Source organism: Methylosinus sp. (genome assembly GCF_036560965.1).
Lineage (GTDB): Bacteria > Pseudomonadota > Alphaproteobacteria > Rhizobiales > Beijerinckiaceae > Methylosinus.
Genome location: NZ_DATBQF010000005.1, coordinates 74,650 through 88,449 on the forward strand (window position 1 = coordinate 74,650; position 13,800 = coordinate 88,449).

At 67.2% G+C, this 13,800-nt stretch carries 17 protein-coding genes; 7 read left to right on the forward strand and 10 right to left on the reverse strand.

The genetic code is table 11. The features are described 5' to 3' along the window. Positions 1 to 69 precede the first annotated feature (69 nt). Positions 70 to 789: a 7-cyano-7-deazaguanine synthase QueC gene (queC, locus tag VIF40_RS01000; protein WP_331935650.1), complete on the forward strand. Its 720-nt coding sequence runs from the start codon at positions 70 to 72 to the stop codon at positions 787 to 789. Here the strand turns inward: queC and VIF40_RS01005 are convergent. From VIF40_RS01005 to VIF40_RS01015, 3 genes are read right to left on the reverse strand one after another with little or no spacing between them, the layout of a single operon-like run. Then, positions 786 to 1,127 (reverse strand): DUF1491 family protein, encoded by a 342-nt coding sequence (locus tag VIF40_RS01005; protein ID WP_331935651.1) that lies wholly within the window; start codon positions 1,125 to 1,127, stop codon positions 786 to 788. The genes queC and VIF40_RS01005 overlap by 4 nt on opposite strands. Positions 1,128 to 1,171: 44 nt before the next feature. Further along, a complete protein-coding gene (locus VIF40_RS01010; protein ID WP_331935652.1) occupies positions 1,172 to 1,915 on the reverse strand; it encodes a peptidoglycan-binding domain-containing protein in 744 nt (247 codons plus the stop codon). Beyond that, the gene (locus VIF40_RS01015; protein WP_331935653.1) at positions 1,908 to 3,704 is read right to left on the reverse strand and encodes a PAS domain-containing sensor histidine kinase; all 1,797 of its coding nucleotides are present in this window, start codon (positions 3,702 to 3,704) and stop codon (positions 1,908 to 1,910) included. Before VIF40_RS01015 ends, VIF40_RS01010 begins: the two co-directional genes overlap by 8 nt. Before the next feature lie 288 nt (positions 3,705 to 3,992). On the opposite strand from VIF40_RS01015, the gene VIF40_RS01020 reads away from it, so the two are divergent. From VIF40_RS01020 to VIF40_RS01040, 5 genes are all read left to right on the forward strand, one after another. Further along, positions 3,993 to 4,337: a hypothetical protein gene (locus VIF40_RS01020; protein WP_331935654.1), complete on the forward strand. Its 345-nt coding sequence runs from the start codon at positions 3,993 to 3,995 to the stop codon at positions 4,335 to 4,337. Between the two features lie 82 nt (positions 4,338 to 4,419). Further along, entirely contained in the window at positions 4,420 to 4,842 is a 423-nt protein-coding gene (locus tag VIF40_RS01025; protein WP_331935655.1) for a SufE family protein, read from the forward strand. 191 nt (positions 4,843 to 5,033) lie between these two features. Continuing rightward, positions 5,034 to 6,020 (forward strand): ABC transporter substrate-binding protein, encoded by a 987-nt coding sequence (locus VIF40_RS01030; RefSeq protein WP_331935656.1) that lies wholly within the window; start codon positions 5,034 to 5,036, stop codon positions 6,018 to 6,020. Further along, positions 6,017 to 6,772: an ABC transporter permease gene (locus VIF40_RS01035; RefSeq protein ID WP_331935657.1), complete on the forward strand. Its 756-nt coding sequence runs from the start codon at positions 6,017 to 6,019 to the stop codon at positions 6,770 to 6,772. The genes VIF40_RS01030 and VIF40_RS01035 overlap by 4 nt, the downstream gene beginning before the upstream one ends. After that, positions 6,723 to 7,460 carry an ABC transporter ATP-binding protein gene (locus VIF40_RS01040; RefSeq protein ID WP_331935658.1) on the forward strand — a complete coding sequence of 246 codons (738 nt, stop codon included), beginning with the start codon at positions 6,723 to 6,725 and terminating at the stop codon, positions 7,458 to 7,460. Before VIF40_RS01035 ends, VIF40_RS01040 begins: the two co-directional genes overlap by 50 nt. 47 nt (positions 7,461 to 7,507) lie before the next feature. On the opposite strand, the gene VIF40_RS01045 is transcribed toward VIF40_RS01040, so the two are convergent. From VIF40_RS01045 to dapD, 5 genes are all read right to left on the reverse strand, one after another. Next, a complete protein-coding gene (locus VIF40_RS01045; RefSeq protein WP_331935659.1) occupies positions 7,508 to 8,056 on the reverse strand; it encodes an RBBP9/YdeN family alpha/beta hydrolase in 549 nt (182 codons plus the stop codon). A gap of 33 nt (positions 8,057 to 8,089) precedes the next feature. Next, positions 8,090 to 9,790 carry a lysine--tRNA ligase gene (locus VIF40_RS01050; RefSeq protein ID WP_331935660.1) on the reverse strand — a complete coding sequence of 567 codons (1,701 nt, stop codon included), beginning with the start codon at positions 9,788 to 9,790 and terminating at the stop codon, positions 8,090 to 8,092. A gap of 86 nt (positions 9,791 to 9,876) precedes the next feature. After that, positions 9,877 to 10,167: a hypothetical protein gene (locus tag VIF40_RS01055; protein ID WP_331935661.1), complete on the reverse strand. Its 291-nt coding sequence runs from the start codon at positions 10,165 to 10,167 to the stop codon at positions 9,877 to 9,879. A 67-nt stretch (positions 10,168 to 10,234) separates the two neighbouring features. Beyond that, positions 10,235 to 10,714 carry a hypothetical protein gene (locus tag VIF40_RS01060; RefSeq protein ID WP_331935662.1) on the reverse strand — a complete coding sequence of 160 codons (480 nt, stop codon included), beginning with the start codon at positions 10,712 to 10,714 and terminating at the stop codon, positions 10,235 to 10,237. Further along, on the reverse strand, positions 10,714 to 11,571 hold the full coding sequence (gene dapD / locus VIF40_RS01065) for a 2,3,4,5-tetrahydropyridine-2,6-dicarboxylate N-succinyltransferase (RefSeq protein ID WP_331935663.1): 858 nt from the start codon (positions 11,569 to 11,571) through the stop codon (positions 10,714 to 10,716). Before dapD ends, VIF40_RS01060 begins: the two co-directional genes overlap by 1 nt. A 249-nt stretch (positions 11,572 to 11,820) precedes the next feature. Here dapD and VIF40_RS01070 point away from each other — a divergent pair, with 249 nt between their 5' ends. Beyond that, complete coding sequence (locus VIF40_RS01070) at positions 11,821 to 12,543, forward strand: pentapeptide repeat-containing protein (protein ID WP_331935664.1); 723 nt, start codon at positions 11,821 to 11,823, stop codon at positions 12,541 to 12,543. Here the strand turns inward: VIF40_RS01070 and VIF40_RS01075 are convergent. Both VIF40_RS01075 and VIF40_RS01080 read right to left on the reverse strand, forming a co-directional pair. Then, positions 12,521 to 12,874, reverse strand: a complete 354-nt coding sequence (locus tag VIF40_RS01075; RefSeq protein WP_331935665.1) for a hypothetical protein — start codon at positions 12,872 to 12,874, stop codon at positions 12,521 to 12,523. The two genes, VIF40_RS01070 and VIF40_RS01075, sit on opposite strands and share 23 nt — an antisense overlap. 171 nt (positions 12,875 to 13,045) lie before the next feature. Further along, positions 13,046 to 13,768: a pyrimidine 5'-nucleotidase gene (locus VIF40_RS01080; protein ID WP_331935666.1), complete on the reverse strand. Its 723-nt coding sequence runs from the start codon at positions 13,766 to 13,768 to the stop codon at positions 13,046 to 13,048. Positions 13,769 to 13,800 lie beyond the last annotated feature (32 nt).

A 13,800-nucleotide genomic window follows, 5' to 3' on the forward strand; every position in this document is an offset into this window, starting at 1 on the left:
GCGGCGCTGGCGGGGGCGCTCGGAAGAGCGATATAATCCCGTCTCCGTCTCTTTCCCCGGCGCCCGAGAATGACCGACCCGAATTCCCCCAGCGCTGCCGACGCCGCCCTCGTCCTCTTCTCCGGCGGGCAGGATTCCGCCACCTGCCTCGCTTTCGCGCTCTCGCGTTTTGCGCGCGTCGAGACGGTGGGCTTCGATTATGGCCAGCGGCATCGCATCGAGCTCGGGCAGCGTGGGAAAATCCGCGAGGGGCTGACGCGCATCTCGCCGCTCTGGGCGGAACGGCTCGGCGAGGATCACACCATTTCCATCGAGGCGCTGGGCGCCATGTCCGACACGGCCCTCACGCGCGAGGCGGAGATCGCCTTCGACGTCTCCGGCCTGCCCAACACTTTCGTGCCGGGACGCAACATTCTCTTTCTCACCTTCGCGGCGGCGCTCGCCTATCGGCGCGGGATCGGCCATATCGTCGGCGGCATGTGCGAGACGGATTATTCCGGCTATCCCGATTGCCGCGACGCGACGATTCGCGCGGTCGAGGCGGCTTTGACGCTCGGCATGGATCGGCCGCTCGCGATCGACACGCCGCTGATGTGGATCGACAAGGCCGCGACCTGGAAGCTCGCCGAGGAATTGGGCGGCGAGCCCTTGGTGCGGCTGATCGTCGAGGAGAGCCACACCTGCTATCTCGGCGAGCGCGGGACGCGCTTCGACTGGGGCTATGGCTGCGGCGAATGTCCGGCCTGCCGCCTGCGCGCCGCCGGCTGGGAGAAATATCGCGCGGCCTAAGCGGCGAGATCGACGAAGCCGCGTCCGTCGCGATCCTCGATCTCGACGAGCCAGAGATCGGCATCGAAGGCGATCTCCTTGCGCGCGCGCTCCTCCGCCTCGAGCGGCGTCACCCATTCCTCCGCATGCAGACGGGCGAACAGCCGATCGACGCCGTCGGGAAGGTCGAAGCTCTGCGGCGCCGGCCCGAGCAGCGCGGCGCGGCCGTCCAGCCTATCGATCTTGACGAAGATCGCGCCGGCCTCCTCGGAGCCGCGACGGCGCAGCATGGCGACGGCGCCGGCCGTTTCAGCGCGGCGGATCAGAGCGGAGACGAAAAAGTCGGAACGTAGACGCATGAATTCTTTTCAGCCATTCCGCGCCGCTCGCGCAAGCCCTTTCGTCAATGCGCGGCGACGTGCGCAGATCCGGCGTTCGCAGATCCGGCGCTCGCAGGCCCGGCGCCCACATGGCCCTGCAGCTTGCGCAGCAGCTTGGCCGTCACCTCGCCGGTGACCGGAAGGTGATTGTCGCGCTCGAATTTCTCGATCGCCTGCTTCGTCGCGCCGCCCATCTTGCCGTCCGCATGCAGCGCGAAGCCGAGCTTGGCGAGGGCGCGCTGGGCGGTCAGCACAGTCTTGTCCGGCTCATCCGTCTTCGGCGTCTCCTTATGCGGCCCCTTGCCCAGCAGCGCGCCGATCGCGTCGCGCTTCTCGGCGTGCGCCGGCTCCGGCCGGGCCGCCGCGGGCTTGACCATCGCCGCCGCGGGCTTGGCCATCACGGGATGCGGGGCGGGCGCGGGCTGCGCCGCTGGCGGCTGGGCCGGGATCGCCGCGGCTTGCGGGCGCGCGGGCGGCAGCGGCGCCTCGGTCTCGGCGCGCGGCGTGCGAAGATCGGGCGCGAAGGAGCGGAACAGCGGCGCCGGATGGCGTCCGTCCTGGAAATAGAGCGCGTTCATCGGCACGCCGATCGCGGTCGCGCCGGCGAGGCAGAGGAAGACGATTCCGCGCCGGCGTCCGCCGAACAGTTTCGTCAGCGGGCCTTTCTTGGCCTTGGCGCTGGATTTGGCGCCACGGCGGCGCGTCTCTCCGCGATCCTCGTCGCGGAGCAGGAAATCATGATTGGTGGCGGCGAGGGCTTCACGCAATTTTTTTCACCCTGTCTTCGGCGGCCTCGCGCTCGTCGGCGGGACGAATGACGCCGCGGCGGGCGATCGTCTCGATTCTGGCGAGAGCGGGGCTCTTGTTCTGAAAGGGACGGCAATCGAGCGGCAGCCGCACGGTGACGGTGGTGCCGCAGCGCGGCGCGCTCTCGACGGCGATGGTTCCGCCATGCAGGCCGACGAGGCCGCGCACCACGGAGAGGCCGAGGCCGGTGCCCTCATAGGCGCGATCATGGCAGGCGCTGGCCTGGAAGAAAGGATCGCCGAGGCGGCCGAGATCGGCCGACGAAATGCCGATGCCGCTGTCGCCGACGGCGAGCGCGAGGCAATTGCCATCGGGATAGAGGCGGATTCTCACGCGTCCATTGGGCTGGGTGAACTTCACCGCATTGGACAGGAGATTGATGATGATCTGCTTGCAAGCGCGCTTGTCGCCGACGATCTCCTCGAGCCGGTCGGGATAGTCGCGCGACAGCGTCACATGGCCCTGCTCGGCCTTGAGCTGCATCATGCTCACGCATTGATCGACGAGCTCGGGCAGAGAGAAGGGCTCGGGCGAAAGCTGCATCGATCCCGATTCGATCTTCGACATGTCGAGGATGGTGTTGACGACGGCGAGCAGATGCTGGCCCGAATTGCGGATGATCTCGGCATATTCGCGGCGCTTCACCGGATCGATCGGCGCGAGCTGCTCGCTCGCCAGCATTTCCGAGAAGCCGATGATGGCGTTGAGCGGCGTGCGCAGCTCATGGCTGACATTGGCGAGGAAGCGCGTCTTGCCGGCGGCCGCCATCTCGCTCTCGCGTTGCGCCGCCTCTATCGTCTCGGCGGCGTGACGCTGCGTCGTCACATCGCGCAGAATGCAGACCACGCAGGCCGCGCGCGCGTCCTCGGCCTCCTCCACCAGGCTGCTGCGCGCCTCGAAGAAGTGGAACACCGGCTCGATGAACTCGCCGAGCTCGTTGCGCGCATGGCCGATGCGCAGCCGCAGCGTCGCCCGCATCGGCTCGCGGGTGGCGATGGCGTCGGAGACGAGCTTGAGAAAGGCCGGGCGATCGGCGACATGGACGCGCTGGAACAAGCCGCGCCCCATCAATTCGCGCGCGTCGAGCCCATAGGCCTTGGCCGCGTCGCCGACGACGGAGGAGACCGCGCCGCCCTCGTCGAAGCCGAGGACGAGATCGCCGGCCGCCTCGGAGACGAGCCGCAGATCGCGGGCGTCGCGCGCTTCCGCTCGTGCGCGGACCCTCTCGATGCGCGCCGCGCCGCGGGCGAGCAGAACGACATAGAGCAGCAGCGGCGCCGCGAGCAGCGTCTCGAGGAAGCCGCCGCCGGCGGCCGCCGTAAGAGCGGCGATGGCGAGCACGGCGAGCGACGCCGAGGCGACCGCCGACACCAGCGCGAGGTCGCAGGCGAAGGTCGCCTCGATGAGGGCGAGCGCTCCCAACGGGGCCGCCGCGCCGGCGTGGTCGCCGGTGAACAGGCAGGCCGCGGCGAGCGCGAGCCAGCCGAAGGCGGCGACGGATTGCGCGGTTTTCAGATCGTCGAGCCGCAGCAGGGCGACGACCGACAGCAGCGGCAGCTGCGCCAGCGCGAAGATCGCGCTCTCGCCCAGCGTCGGCGCGCCATTGATGACGATCCACAGCGGCGCGGCGATGAGCACGCCGGCGGACAGGATCAGATGCGACAGAAGGAAGGCTTCGCGCCGCGCGCGCTCCATCGAATCGACCGCGCGTCCGGATTGCGCCAGATGCTCGACCCATTCGCTCGACATCGTCGCCCAAGGTGCAGTTGGCTTACGCAAAATCACGCTCCCGATTGCGGACAATGTGACAAACCGGTCTTAAGTGACTGCTAAACCGACCACAGAAATGGAAGAATTTGGTTTTCGTCGGCGCGGAACGCGGCTTATGGTTTGCGACTTCTTAGCTCTGCGGCCCCGTTTGCGCCGGCCGCCCGCGCGCATCTTCGACGGCGCCCGCATTTACGAATCGGTAAGGAGCGCGGGCCATCGTTTCTCTCGCGCGCCGCGGGCTCGCGGTGCGAAAGCGAGGCGGGGGCCGTGGGATTTCTCTTCAAGACTTTGTTTTTTTTGAGCCTGGTTTTTCTCGTCGTCATGCGTGACGCGGAGCGGCGTCCGGCTCCGCGCGAGCGCGCCGCGGCGGCGCATCTTTCCGCCGCGGCTCCGGCCAAGCCACGAGCCGCAGCCGAAACCTCCTCGCCGATCGCGGCGGCGCGCGACGCCCTCGCCGATCTCGCCGAAGAGGCCGCCGGCAAAATCGCCGCCGTCGCGCGCGACCATTGCATGGAGCATCCGCTGGATTGCCTGCAGGCGGCCGAGAAAATCAGCCGGGCGACGGCGGTCGAGCCGCCGCGGCGGCCCGCCGGCCTCGGCGCGGCGCCGTGATTGCATCACTGCGGGTGATTGCGCCAAAACGGACAGTAGCCATATAACTGTCGGAGAGGCGTCTCCAGTGGGCGAGCGGACAATGGTGATAGACGAGATCATCGGCAATTTTGAAATGCTCGACGAGTGGGAGGACCGGTATCGATATCTCATCGAGCTCGGCCGCACTCTGGAGCCTTTGCCGGACGAAGCCCACACCGAGGAGAACAAGGTGCGCGGCTGCGCCAGCCAGGTCTGGCTCGACAGCAAGGTGATTCGGGAGGGCCGCGGCGCGCCGATCCTGGCGCTGCGCGGCGACAGCGACGCTCATATCGTGCGCGGCCTGGTGGCGCTGATTCTGGCGCTCTATTCCGGCCGGCCGGCCGACGAGATCGCGGGCCTCGACGCCATGCCGATCTTCACCGAGCTCGGCCTCGCCCAGCATTTGACGCCCCAGCGCACCAATGGCGTCCGCTCCATGGTCGAGCGCATCAAGAACGAAGCCCGCGCCGCTCTGGTGGCGTGATCTTTTCTCGGCCCTCGCCCGCCATGCGGGAGAGGGCGCGGGATTCTATCCTCCGTTTTCACGCATCGACGCGTGGCGTCGATCATTCGCGCCGCCGCTCCCGCATGGCGGGCGCGGGCCGGGGAGGGCCTTCCCGGCGATTTGTGCTATTCTGCCTCGTGAGGAAATGAACGAACGAGGCGGGACTTATCGTGCGACCGATCTTCCAGAACCTCCTCCTTGCCGCTCTGATCGCGCTTCTCGTCGTTGCTCCGGCGCGCGCGGCCGATCGCCTGCGGCTCGCCTTGCAGAAGACGGGCTCGGGCGTCTGGGAGCTGGCCGTCATCACAGCTTTTGGCCTCGATAAGCAGGCCGGGCTCGAGCTCGCCGTGACCGAGCTCGCCAATACCGACGCCGCCAAGATCGCCATTCAGAGCGGCTCGGTCGATATCGTCGTCTCGGATTGGCTGTGGGTGGCGCGCCAGCGCGCCGCTGGGGCGACGCTCACCTTCTATCCTCATTCGACCGCGATCGGCTCGCTCATGGCGCGGGACCGTTCGGTTCGGAACGTCGCCGACCTCGCGGGCAAGAAAATCGGCGTCGCCGGCGGCCCGCTCGACAAGAGCTGGCTGATGCTGCGCGCCTATGCGCAGCGCTCCGGGATCGATCTCGAGAAGGCGGCGACGATCGTTTACGGCGCGCCGCCGCTCATCGCCGAAAAGACCGCCGACGGGGAGCTCGACGCCGCGCTCGAATTCTGGAATTTCGCCGCCGATCTCGAGGCGCGCGGCCTCTTTCGCGTCCTCGATCTGCGCAAGGTGGAGACGGCGCTCGGCGCCAAGGGCGCGCCCGTCGTCACCGGCTATGTGTTCGACGAAGGCTTCGCGGCGAAGAATCGGGAGCCGCTGGCGCGCTTCTTCGCGATGATCGACAAGGCCAGGAGCCTGATCGCCACCTCGGACGCCGCCTGGCGCGTCGCGATGCAGCGCATTCCGGTCAAGGACCCTTCCGTGCTGGCGCTCTATCGCGAGAGCTATGCGGAAGGCATTCCCACTCGCAGCATCGGCGAGGAGCGGGCGGATGCGGCGCTGCTCTACGCCACGCTCGCCGAGATCGGCGGTCCGGCGCTGGTCGGCCGCGCCAAGACATTGCCCGCGGGCACCTTCTACGAGGCCGCCCCGGCGAGCGCGGCGCGGTGATTCGTCTTTTCTCGCTGCTGCTGCTGCTGGCGCTCTGGCAAGGCGCGGCGCTTTTCGCCGATCCGCGCCGCCTGCCGGGGCCCGTCCCGGTCTTCGAGGCGATGGCGCATGAGGTCGAGAGCGGCGCGCTGTTCACCAATCTCGGCGCGACGCTGGCGCGGGTCGTCGCCTCCTTTCTGCTGGCCATGAGCCTGGGCGCCGCGCTCGGCTACGCCATGGGCCGGCGGCGGGCGCTGGACCGGCTGTTCGATCCCTGGCTGGTCATTCTCCTCAATCTGCCGGCGCTGGTCGTCATCGTGCTGGCCTATCTGTGGGCCGGCCTCACCGAGGCCGCCGCCATCGGCGCGGTGGCGCTGAACAAGCTGCCCAACGCCATCGTCGTGATGCGCGAGGGCGCGCGCGCGCTCGATCACGAGCTCGACGAGATGGCCGAGGTCTTTCGCCTGCGCCCGGCGGCGCGGCTGCGGCATATCGTCTTGCCGCAGCTGTCGCCCTATATCGCCGCGGCGACGCGCTCCGGGCTCTCGCTCGTGTGGAAGATCGTGCTGGTGGTGGAGCTGATCGGCCGCTCCAATGGCGTCGGCTTCGAGATCAACATGGCGTTTCAGCTTTTCGACGTGCGTTTGCTGCTCGCCTATGCAATTCCCTTCGTTCTGCTGATGCTCGGCGTCGAAACTCTCCTGGTGCAGCCCTTTGAACGATATGTCTCGCGATGGCGCCGCCGCCCTGCTCGAGGTCAGGGTCTCGCATAAGGACTATCTCTCCGCCGCCGGCCGGCCGCAGCGCGCGCTGGAAAATCTCGCCTTCTCGCTGCCGGCCGGTCGCGCTGGAGCGCTGGTCGGCCCGTCGGGCTGCGGCAAGACGACATTGCTGCGCATCATCGCCGGGCTCGATACGGAATTTTCCGGCGCGGTGACGCTGCCCGCGGACGGGCGGCTCGGCATGGTGTTTCAGGAGCCGCGGCTGCTGCCCTGGCGCAGCGTGATCGACAATCTGCGCATCGCCGCGCCGCAAGCGAGCGAGGAGGCGCTCGCGGCTCTGCTCGCCGGGCTCGGGCTCGAGGAGCATGCGCGGCATTTTCCCGGCGAATTGTCGCTCGGCCTCGCGCGCCGCGTCGCGCTCGCGCGGGCGCTCGCCATCGGGCCCGATCTTCTGCTGCTGGACGAGCCTTTCGTGTCTCTGGACGACGCTCTGGCGCGCGATCTGCGCGCGCGCATCGCCGCGCTGATCGACGAGAAGCGCGTGACGACGCTGATCGTCACCCATGATCTGCGCGAGGCGATCGAGCTGGCCGATGTTATTTTTCTTCTGTCGCCGCGCCCCTCGCATGTCGGCGCGACGCTCGACGTGACGACGCCGCGCAAGCTGATGACGAAGGACGCCGCCGATGCGCTGGAAGCGCAGGCGCGCAGGGAGATAGAGGCGATGCGCGGGCGGTGAGCGCCCCCTCCCCAGCCCTCCCCCGCTTTGCGGGAGAGGGGGGCGCGCTACAGCTTCGACAGAAAGCCCGCGAAACGCAGCGAGCCTTCCGGCCAGGGTCCATAGCCGCTGTCGGCGTTGATGTGGCCCGCCGCGCCGGCGTCGACCAGTTCCGCGCCTATGTCCTGCGCCAAGGCCCTCGAGAAATCGGCCTCGGCATAAGGATCGTCCGAGCTGGCGATGAGAAGCGCGGGAAAGCGCAGCCGTTCGCGCGGAATCGGCAGAAAGGCGGGGTCGATCGCCGTCAGCTCGGCGATCGCGCGCTCCGAGGGCGGCGCGACGAGAAAGCCGGCGGCGATCTTGTCGCTCCCGCGCGCGGCGACATGCAGCGCCGCTACGCCGCCGAGCGAATGCGTGACCAGCACCACAGGGCGCGTCGCCGCAGCGATCTCGCGCTCTATGCTCTCGATCCATTCGGGAAAGCGCGGCGCATCGAAATCCGCCTGCGCCACGCAACGCGCGGTGGAGAGCTTCTTCGCCCAGCGCGTCTGCCAATGCTCGAGGCCGGAGCCGCCCAGCCCCGGCAGGATCAGAATGTCGGCGTCTGCAGCGCGCATCTCTCTCCTCCGAAATCCGCCTTCGGGACCTCCTCAGGGCGTGGGCGCTGTGCTCGAGACGCCGAGCAGCGCCCCGGCGAGCGCCTTGGCGATGAGGCCGCGCGTTTCTTCGATGCCGAACAGCGCGACGAAGGAGCCGAAGCGCGGGCCTCTGCTCTCGCCGAGCAGAACCTCATAGAGCATGTTGAAGAAGTCGTTCGACACGCCGGGCCGCTCCGGCGTCGCGCCTTTGGCTTTCAAATCCTGATAGCGCGGCACGGCGCGCGCGACATCATAGAGCGCGGTCTGAATCGCCTCGGCGCTGGCGTCCTTCGGCAGCGCGGCGAGCGTTTCCGACAATGTCGTCAGCACGCCGCGCTCCACATCGTCGGCCGCGCGATATTTTTTCGCCGGCCGCACGAAGTCGCGGAAATAGGCCACCGCATAGCCGACGAGCTTGTCGAGGCGCGGATGATTCTGCGGCGACACATTCGGCGTATAGCGGCGCAGAAAGCCCCACAGCACCGACGAATCCTCGGCGTTGGCGACGGTGGCGAGATTGAGCAGCATGGAGAAGGAGATCGCCGTCCCCTTGGCGTCGCCGTCATGGGCGAGCGTCTCCGGCGCCGGCGGCGCGCCGAAGTGAATGTGCCATGCCGGATTGCCGAGCCGCTCCTTCCAGGCCTGACGCTGATAGGCCTCGAGAAAGGAGAGGTAATCGTCGACATTGCGCGGAATGACGTCGAAATAGAGCTTCTTGGCCGCGCTCGGCTTTTGAAACATGAATTGCGCGAGGCTCTCGGGGCTGGCGTAGGTCAGCCATTCCTCGATGGTGAGGCCATTGCCCTTGGACTTGGATATCTTCTGGCCCTTATCGTCGAGGAAGAGCTCGTAATTGAAGCCCTCCGGCGGCCGCCCGCCGAGCGCGCGCACGATCGCCGAGGACAGCTTCACCGAGTCGATGAGGTCCTTGCCGGCCATTTCGTAATCGACCGAGAGCGCATACCAGCGCATCGCCCAATCGGGCTTCCATTGCAGCTTGCAATGGCCGCCGGTGACGGGCGTGATGAAGGCGTCGCCGCTCTCGGGATCGCGCCAGGAGATGGTCCCGGCCGCAGCGTCGATCGAATCGAGCGGAACCTGCATGACGATTCCCGTAGCGGGGTGAATCGGCAGGAAGGGAGAGTAGGTCGCCGCGCGCTCCTCGCGGAAGGTCGGCAACATGATCTTCATCACGTCGTCGTAGCGCGCCAGCATATGCAGCAGCGCGGCGTCGAAGCGGCCCGACGTGTAATAGTCCGTCGAGGAGGCGAATTCGTATTTGAAGCCGAAAGCGTCGAGAAAGGCGCGCAGCCGCGCATTGTTGTGCGCGCCGAAGCTCTCATGCGTGCCGAACGGGTCCGGCACCTTGGTCAGCGGCTTGCCGAGATGGGCGCGGACCAGCTCCTTATTGGGGATATTGTCGGGCACTTTGCGCAGCCCGTCCATATCGTCCGAAAAGGCGAGCAGGCGCGTCTCGATCTTGCCTTCGGTCAGAATCTCGAAGGCGTGGCGCACCATGGAGGTGCGCGCCACCTCGCCGAAGGTGCCGATATGCGGCAGGCCGGAGGGGCCATAGCCGGTCTCGAACAGCACATTGGTCTGGCCGGTCTCCGCCACCCGCTTGACCAGCTTGCGCGCCTCTTCGAACGGCCAGGCCGGCGAGACGCGGGCGGCTTCGAGGAGATCGGCGGGCAGAGGCTCGGACGTTGGCATGATGCGGCTTTTGTTGCGGTTGCGAAGAGGCGCGCACACTATGGGCGCGGGGCGGGGGCGTCAACGCGTGGGGGAGCAAAGGCTCTCTACTCGTCTAAAGTTATCCGCCACATACAATCGTAGCCACCTTCAAGCCACCATCCCTCCAACACGTCGTCGTCAGGCTTCATATGAAGAGTGGCTTTTGCTTTTCGATCTGGGTCTTTGAGTTCAAAGTGACCTTTGGCAATTTCATGGCCAGAGCAAACGTAATTGATATTTTCATAGCGGAATGAAACGACGACGCTTGATACATCAATTCTCACCTCGCAGGGATGGTTTCTTACTATCCCTGAAGCCATGTACCAATCGATTGTAGAACCTTTAAAGATCGGCATGGAAACCTCACGGTCGTTTTCATGGTTTCTATCTAGAAATCAGGAAGTTTCATAACATAGCGACTCATTACTCCCCGCCCTCTCTCACCCCCAGCTCATACCCCGTCCACAGCGCGATCGCCGCCAGCGCGACATCGGTGAGCGTCACGGTCCAATAGGGCATCACCTCGGCGACGCGCGGCTGCAGCCAGTGCATCGCGCCCGCCACCAGAAGAGCGAGGGGAAGCAGGCCGGCGAAGACGATCGGCGCCGGCCGGCCCAGCGCGCGGAACCGCTTGGCCGAAAGATTGACGAAGCTCACCGCGATCAGCAGCACGGCGAGCGAATAGAGCGCCAGATAGGCGTAGGCGACCACGGTCTGCCAGACGAAGAACGGCTCCTTCGCGAGGTCGTGGTCCGTATAGGGGAACAGCGCCAGCCAGATCAGCGTCAGCGGGACGAGGACCGCGAGAAGGCCAGCGACGCCGCAGCGCCAGCCGGCGCGATCGAGGGTTCCCTCCTCCGTGCGATAGAGGAAGCTCAGGCGCTCGCGCGAGGGCAGGGCCATCAGTCCCTCAACAGCTCGTTGATCGCCGTCTTGCCGCGCGTCTGCGCGTCGACGGTCTTCACAATGACGGCGCAATAGAGCGACGGCCCGGCCGAGCCGTCCGGCAGCGGCTTGCCCGGCAGATTGCCCGACACCACGACCGAATAGGGCGGCACATAGCCGATGTGAATCTGGCCGGTGGCGCGGTCGATCACCTTGGTCGAGGCGCCGATGAAGACGCCCATGGAAATCACCGCCCCCTGGCCGACGACGACGCCCTCGACGATCTCCGAGCGCGCGCCGATGAAGCAATCATCCTCGATGATGGTGGGGCCGGCCTGCAGCGGCTCCAGCACGCCGCCGATGCCGACGCCGCCGGAAAGATGCACATTCTTGCCGATCTGCGCGCAGGAGCCGACCGTGGCCCAAGTGTCCACCATGGTCCCCGCGTCCACATGGGCGCCGAGATTGACGAAGGAGGGCATGAGAATGACGCCCGGCGCGACGAAGGCCGAGTGACGCACGATCGCGCCCGGCACGGAGCGAAAGCCGGCGGCTCTATGCTCGGCGGCGCCCCAGCCGGCGAATTTGGAGGGAACCTTGTCCCACCAGGTCGCGCCGCCAGGCCCGCCCTCGATCACGCTCATGTCGTTGAGGCGGAAGGAGAGAAGAACGGCCTTCTTCAGCCATTGATTGACCTTCCAGGAGCCGGCTCCGGTCGCGCCCTCGATCTTCTCGGCGACGCGCAGCTTGCCCGAATCGAGCAGACGCAGCGCGCTGTCGACGGCGTGGCGAACATCGCCCTGCGTGGAGGAGTCGATATTGGCCCTGTCTTCGAAGGCGGTGGTGATGAGATTTTCGAGACCGGTGTGCGGCATGAATCGTCTGGCTCCGAGACGGCGCGGGCAGGCGGCCCGTCGAATGGGTCGAGGGCTATAGGCGGCAAGGCCGCGGCCCTGTCAATCGCGGAAATCAGGGGGCGCCCCCGCGTCTTTCGGCCGCGCCGCCGGCGGGACGTCTTCCCCTCGCGCGGCGCATTCTTTCCCGCGGCCGCCGGCCCGCTTCGAGGCTAGGCTCGCCCGCGCCGTCGCCGCAGAAGCGACGCCCGTCAGGGAGCCCTTTTCGTCATGTTCTCAGCCGAAGCGAAACGCCTCACGGCCGCCGTTCTCCTGTCGCTGGCCTTTGCGGTTCCGGTCGCGGCGGCGGACCGCAGCCGCGCCGAGATCGAGACGGCGATCGCCGCCGCGGCTTCCGCCGGCCGGCCGGTCGAGCTCACCGATCTCGACCTCTCCGGCCTCGATCTCTCGGGGCTGGACCTTCGGCGCGCCGATCTCTTCGCCACGCGGCTCGCCGGGGCCAAGCTCGTCGGCGCAAGGCTCGCCGAGGCCAATCTCACCCGCGTCGATCTGCACGAGGCCAATCTCGCCGGCGCGGACCTTTCCGGCGCGATCCTCTACGCCGCCATTCTCGACGATGCGGATTTTTCCGGCGCCGATCTGACGCGCGCCCGCGTCATCGGCGGCGGGCGCAATGCGCGCTTCGTGAAGGCGAGGCTGGTGGAGGCCGATCTCGGCGCCGATCCCGCCAATCAAGGCATGGTCCCTGTGCGGGCCGATCTGACCGCCGCCATTTTCGACGGCGCCGATCTCACCGGCGCCAATCTCACCCATGCGGTGCTGGCGTCGGCGCGCTTCGCCGGCGCGAGCCTGCGCAATGCGCGGCTCGATCACGCCAAGCTCGGCGACGCCGATCTCTCCGGCGCGAATGTCGCCGGCGCGAGCTTCCACGGCGCCGATCTCGATGGAGCGCGCCTGCCGCCGGCGGCCCCTATTTTGGAGCGAGGGCGCTGAGCTGCGCTTCGAGCGCGGCGACGCGGTCGATGTCGAGTCCGGCGGCCGGAGCGCCGTCCCTCAGCCGGGCGAGGAGCGCCGCGGCGAGGACGCAAAGCGCCGTTTTCGTCTCCTCCGATTGGGCGTCGATGATTTCAGCGACGGCGATTTGCATTCCGATCGAACGCGGCCGCGGCTCCAGCTCGGCGATCTCCCTCTTGGCGAAGGCGGAAAGTCCAGACTTCAGGGCGTCATAGCCGTCGATGACGGCCGCGTCCGCCGCGCCTTTGGCCGCCGCCTCCGCCGCGAGGCCGAACGTTCCCACCACGACGGCGCCAATCGAATCGACCATGGATCGCTCCCCAAACCATCGAAAAGGCTTCGAGGCGGCTTGAATTCGTCGAAGCGCGACCTCGCTGGCCGATTACGCAAATGACGTTCCATGTCGGGGGCAGGCTCGGTCGGGAGCAGGCTCGGTCGGGGGCGGGCGCGGTCGGCGGCTCGTCCGCCCGGCCCCGCGGGGTCAGCCCGCCGCCAGCCCCTCCAAAAATCCCGAAAGATCATTGGTCGCGAAATCCACATGCGGCTCGCGTCCATGGGCGATTTCCCAGGATTCGCGGCGCTCTTCATGGCCGGCGTCCGGCGTCACCAGCACGGTGGTCATGCCGCGCGCATGGGGGATGATCAGATTGCGGGCTATGTCCTCGAACAGCGCCGAGCGCTTCGGCTCCACCGCATGGCGCTCGAAGAAGCGCTCATAGGCGTCGGCGTGCGGCTTGGCGATGAAATCGGCGGCGACGATGTCGAACACATCCTCGAAAATATGATCGATGGCGAGCTGCTTCGCCGTGTCCAGCGCATGCTCGCGTGAGCCATTGGTGAGGATGAGCTTGCGGCCCGGCAGCGCCGCGATCGCCGCCGCCAGCGAATGATTTGGCGAGAGCGAAGAGCGATCGACGTCATGGACGAAGGTCAAAAAGGCCTGCGCGTCGACGCCATGCTCGGTCATCAGCCCGCGCAGCGTCGTGCCATAGTGCTTGTAATAATATTTCTGCAGCGCGCGCGACGACATGCCGTCGAGCCCGAACAGGCGGATCATGAAGAGCGTGATCCGATGGTCGATCTTCGGCCACAGATCCGATGAGGCGGGATAGAGCGTGTTGTCGAGATCGAAAACCCAGGTGTCGACATGGGCGAAGCGATTGGCGATCGTCAGCAGGCGCGGCTGGTCGGACGGCTCCGTCATCGCGCGCGTCGTCCCGTCGTCGCGAGCGGCGC

Bases quoted from the DNA above. Each gene is read 5' to 3' on its own strand.
- queC (WP_331935650.1), top strand. From the start codon at position 70: ATGACCGACCCGAATTCCCCCAGCGCTGCCGACGCCGCCCTCGTCCTC.
- VIF40_RS01005 (WP_331935651.1), bottom strand. From the start codon at position 1,127: ATGCGTCTACGTTCCGACTTTTTCGTCTCCGCTCTGATCCGCCGCGCT.
- VIF40_RS01015 (WP_331935653.1), bottom strand. From the start codon at position 3,704: ATGTCGAGCGAATGGGTCGAGCATCTGGCGCAATCCGGACGCGCGGTC.
- VIF40_RS01025 (WP_331935655.1), top strand. From the start codon at position 4,420: ATGGTGATAGACGAGATCATCGGCAATTTTGAAATGCTCGACGAGTGG.
- VIF40_RS01040 (WP_331935658.1), top strand. From the start codon at position 6,723: ATGTCTCGCGATGGCGCCGCCGCCCTGCTCGAGGTCAGGGTCTCGCAT.
- VIF40_RS01045 (WP_331935659.1), bottom strand. From the start codon at position 8,056: ATGCGCGCTGCAGACGCCGACATTCTGATCCTGCCGGGGCTGGGCGGC.
- VIF40_RS01050 (WP_331935660.1), bottom strand. From the start codon at position 9,790: ATGCCAACGTCCGAGCCTCTGCCCGCCGATCTCCTCGAAGCCGCCCGC.
- VIF40_RS01055 (WP_331935661.1), bottom strand. From the start codon at position 10,167: ATGCCGATCTTTAAAGGTTCTACAATCGATTGGTACATGGCTTCAGGG.
- VIF40_RS01060 (WP_331935662.1), bottom strand. From the start codon at position 10,714: ATGGCCCTGCCCTCGCGCGAGCGCCTGAGCTTCCTCTATCGCACGGAG.
- dapD (WP_331935663.1), bottom strand. From the start codon at position 11,571: ATGCCGCACACCGGTCTCGAAAATCTCATCACCACCGCCTTCGAAGAC.
- VIF40_RS01070 (WP_331935664.1), top strand. From the start codon at position 11,821: ATGTTCTCAGCCGAAGCGAAACGCCTCACGGCCGCCGTTCTCCTGTCG.
- VIF40_RS01075 (WP_331935665.1), bottom strand. From the start codon at position 12,874: ATGGTCGATTCGATTGGCGCCGTCGTGGTGGGAACGTTCGGCCTCGCG.
- VIF40_RS01080 (WP_331935666.1), bottom strand. From the start codon at position 13,768: ATGACGGAGCCGTCCGACCAGCCGCGCCTGCTGACGATCGCCAATCGC.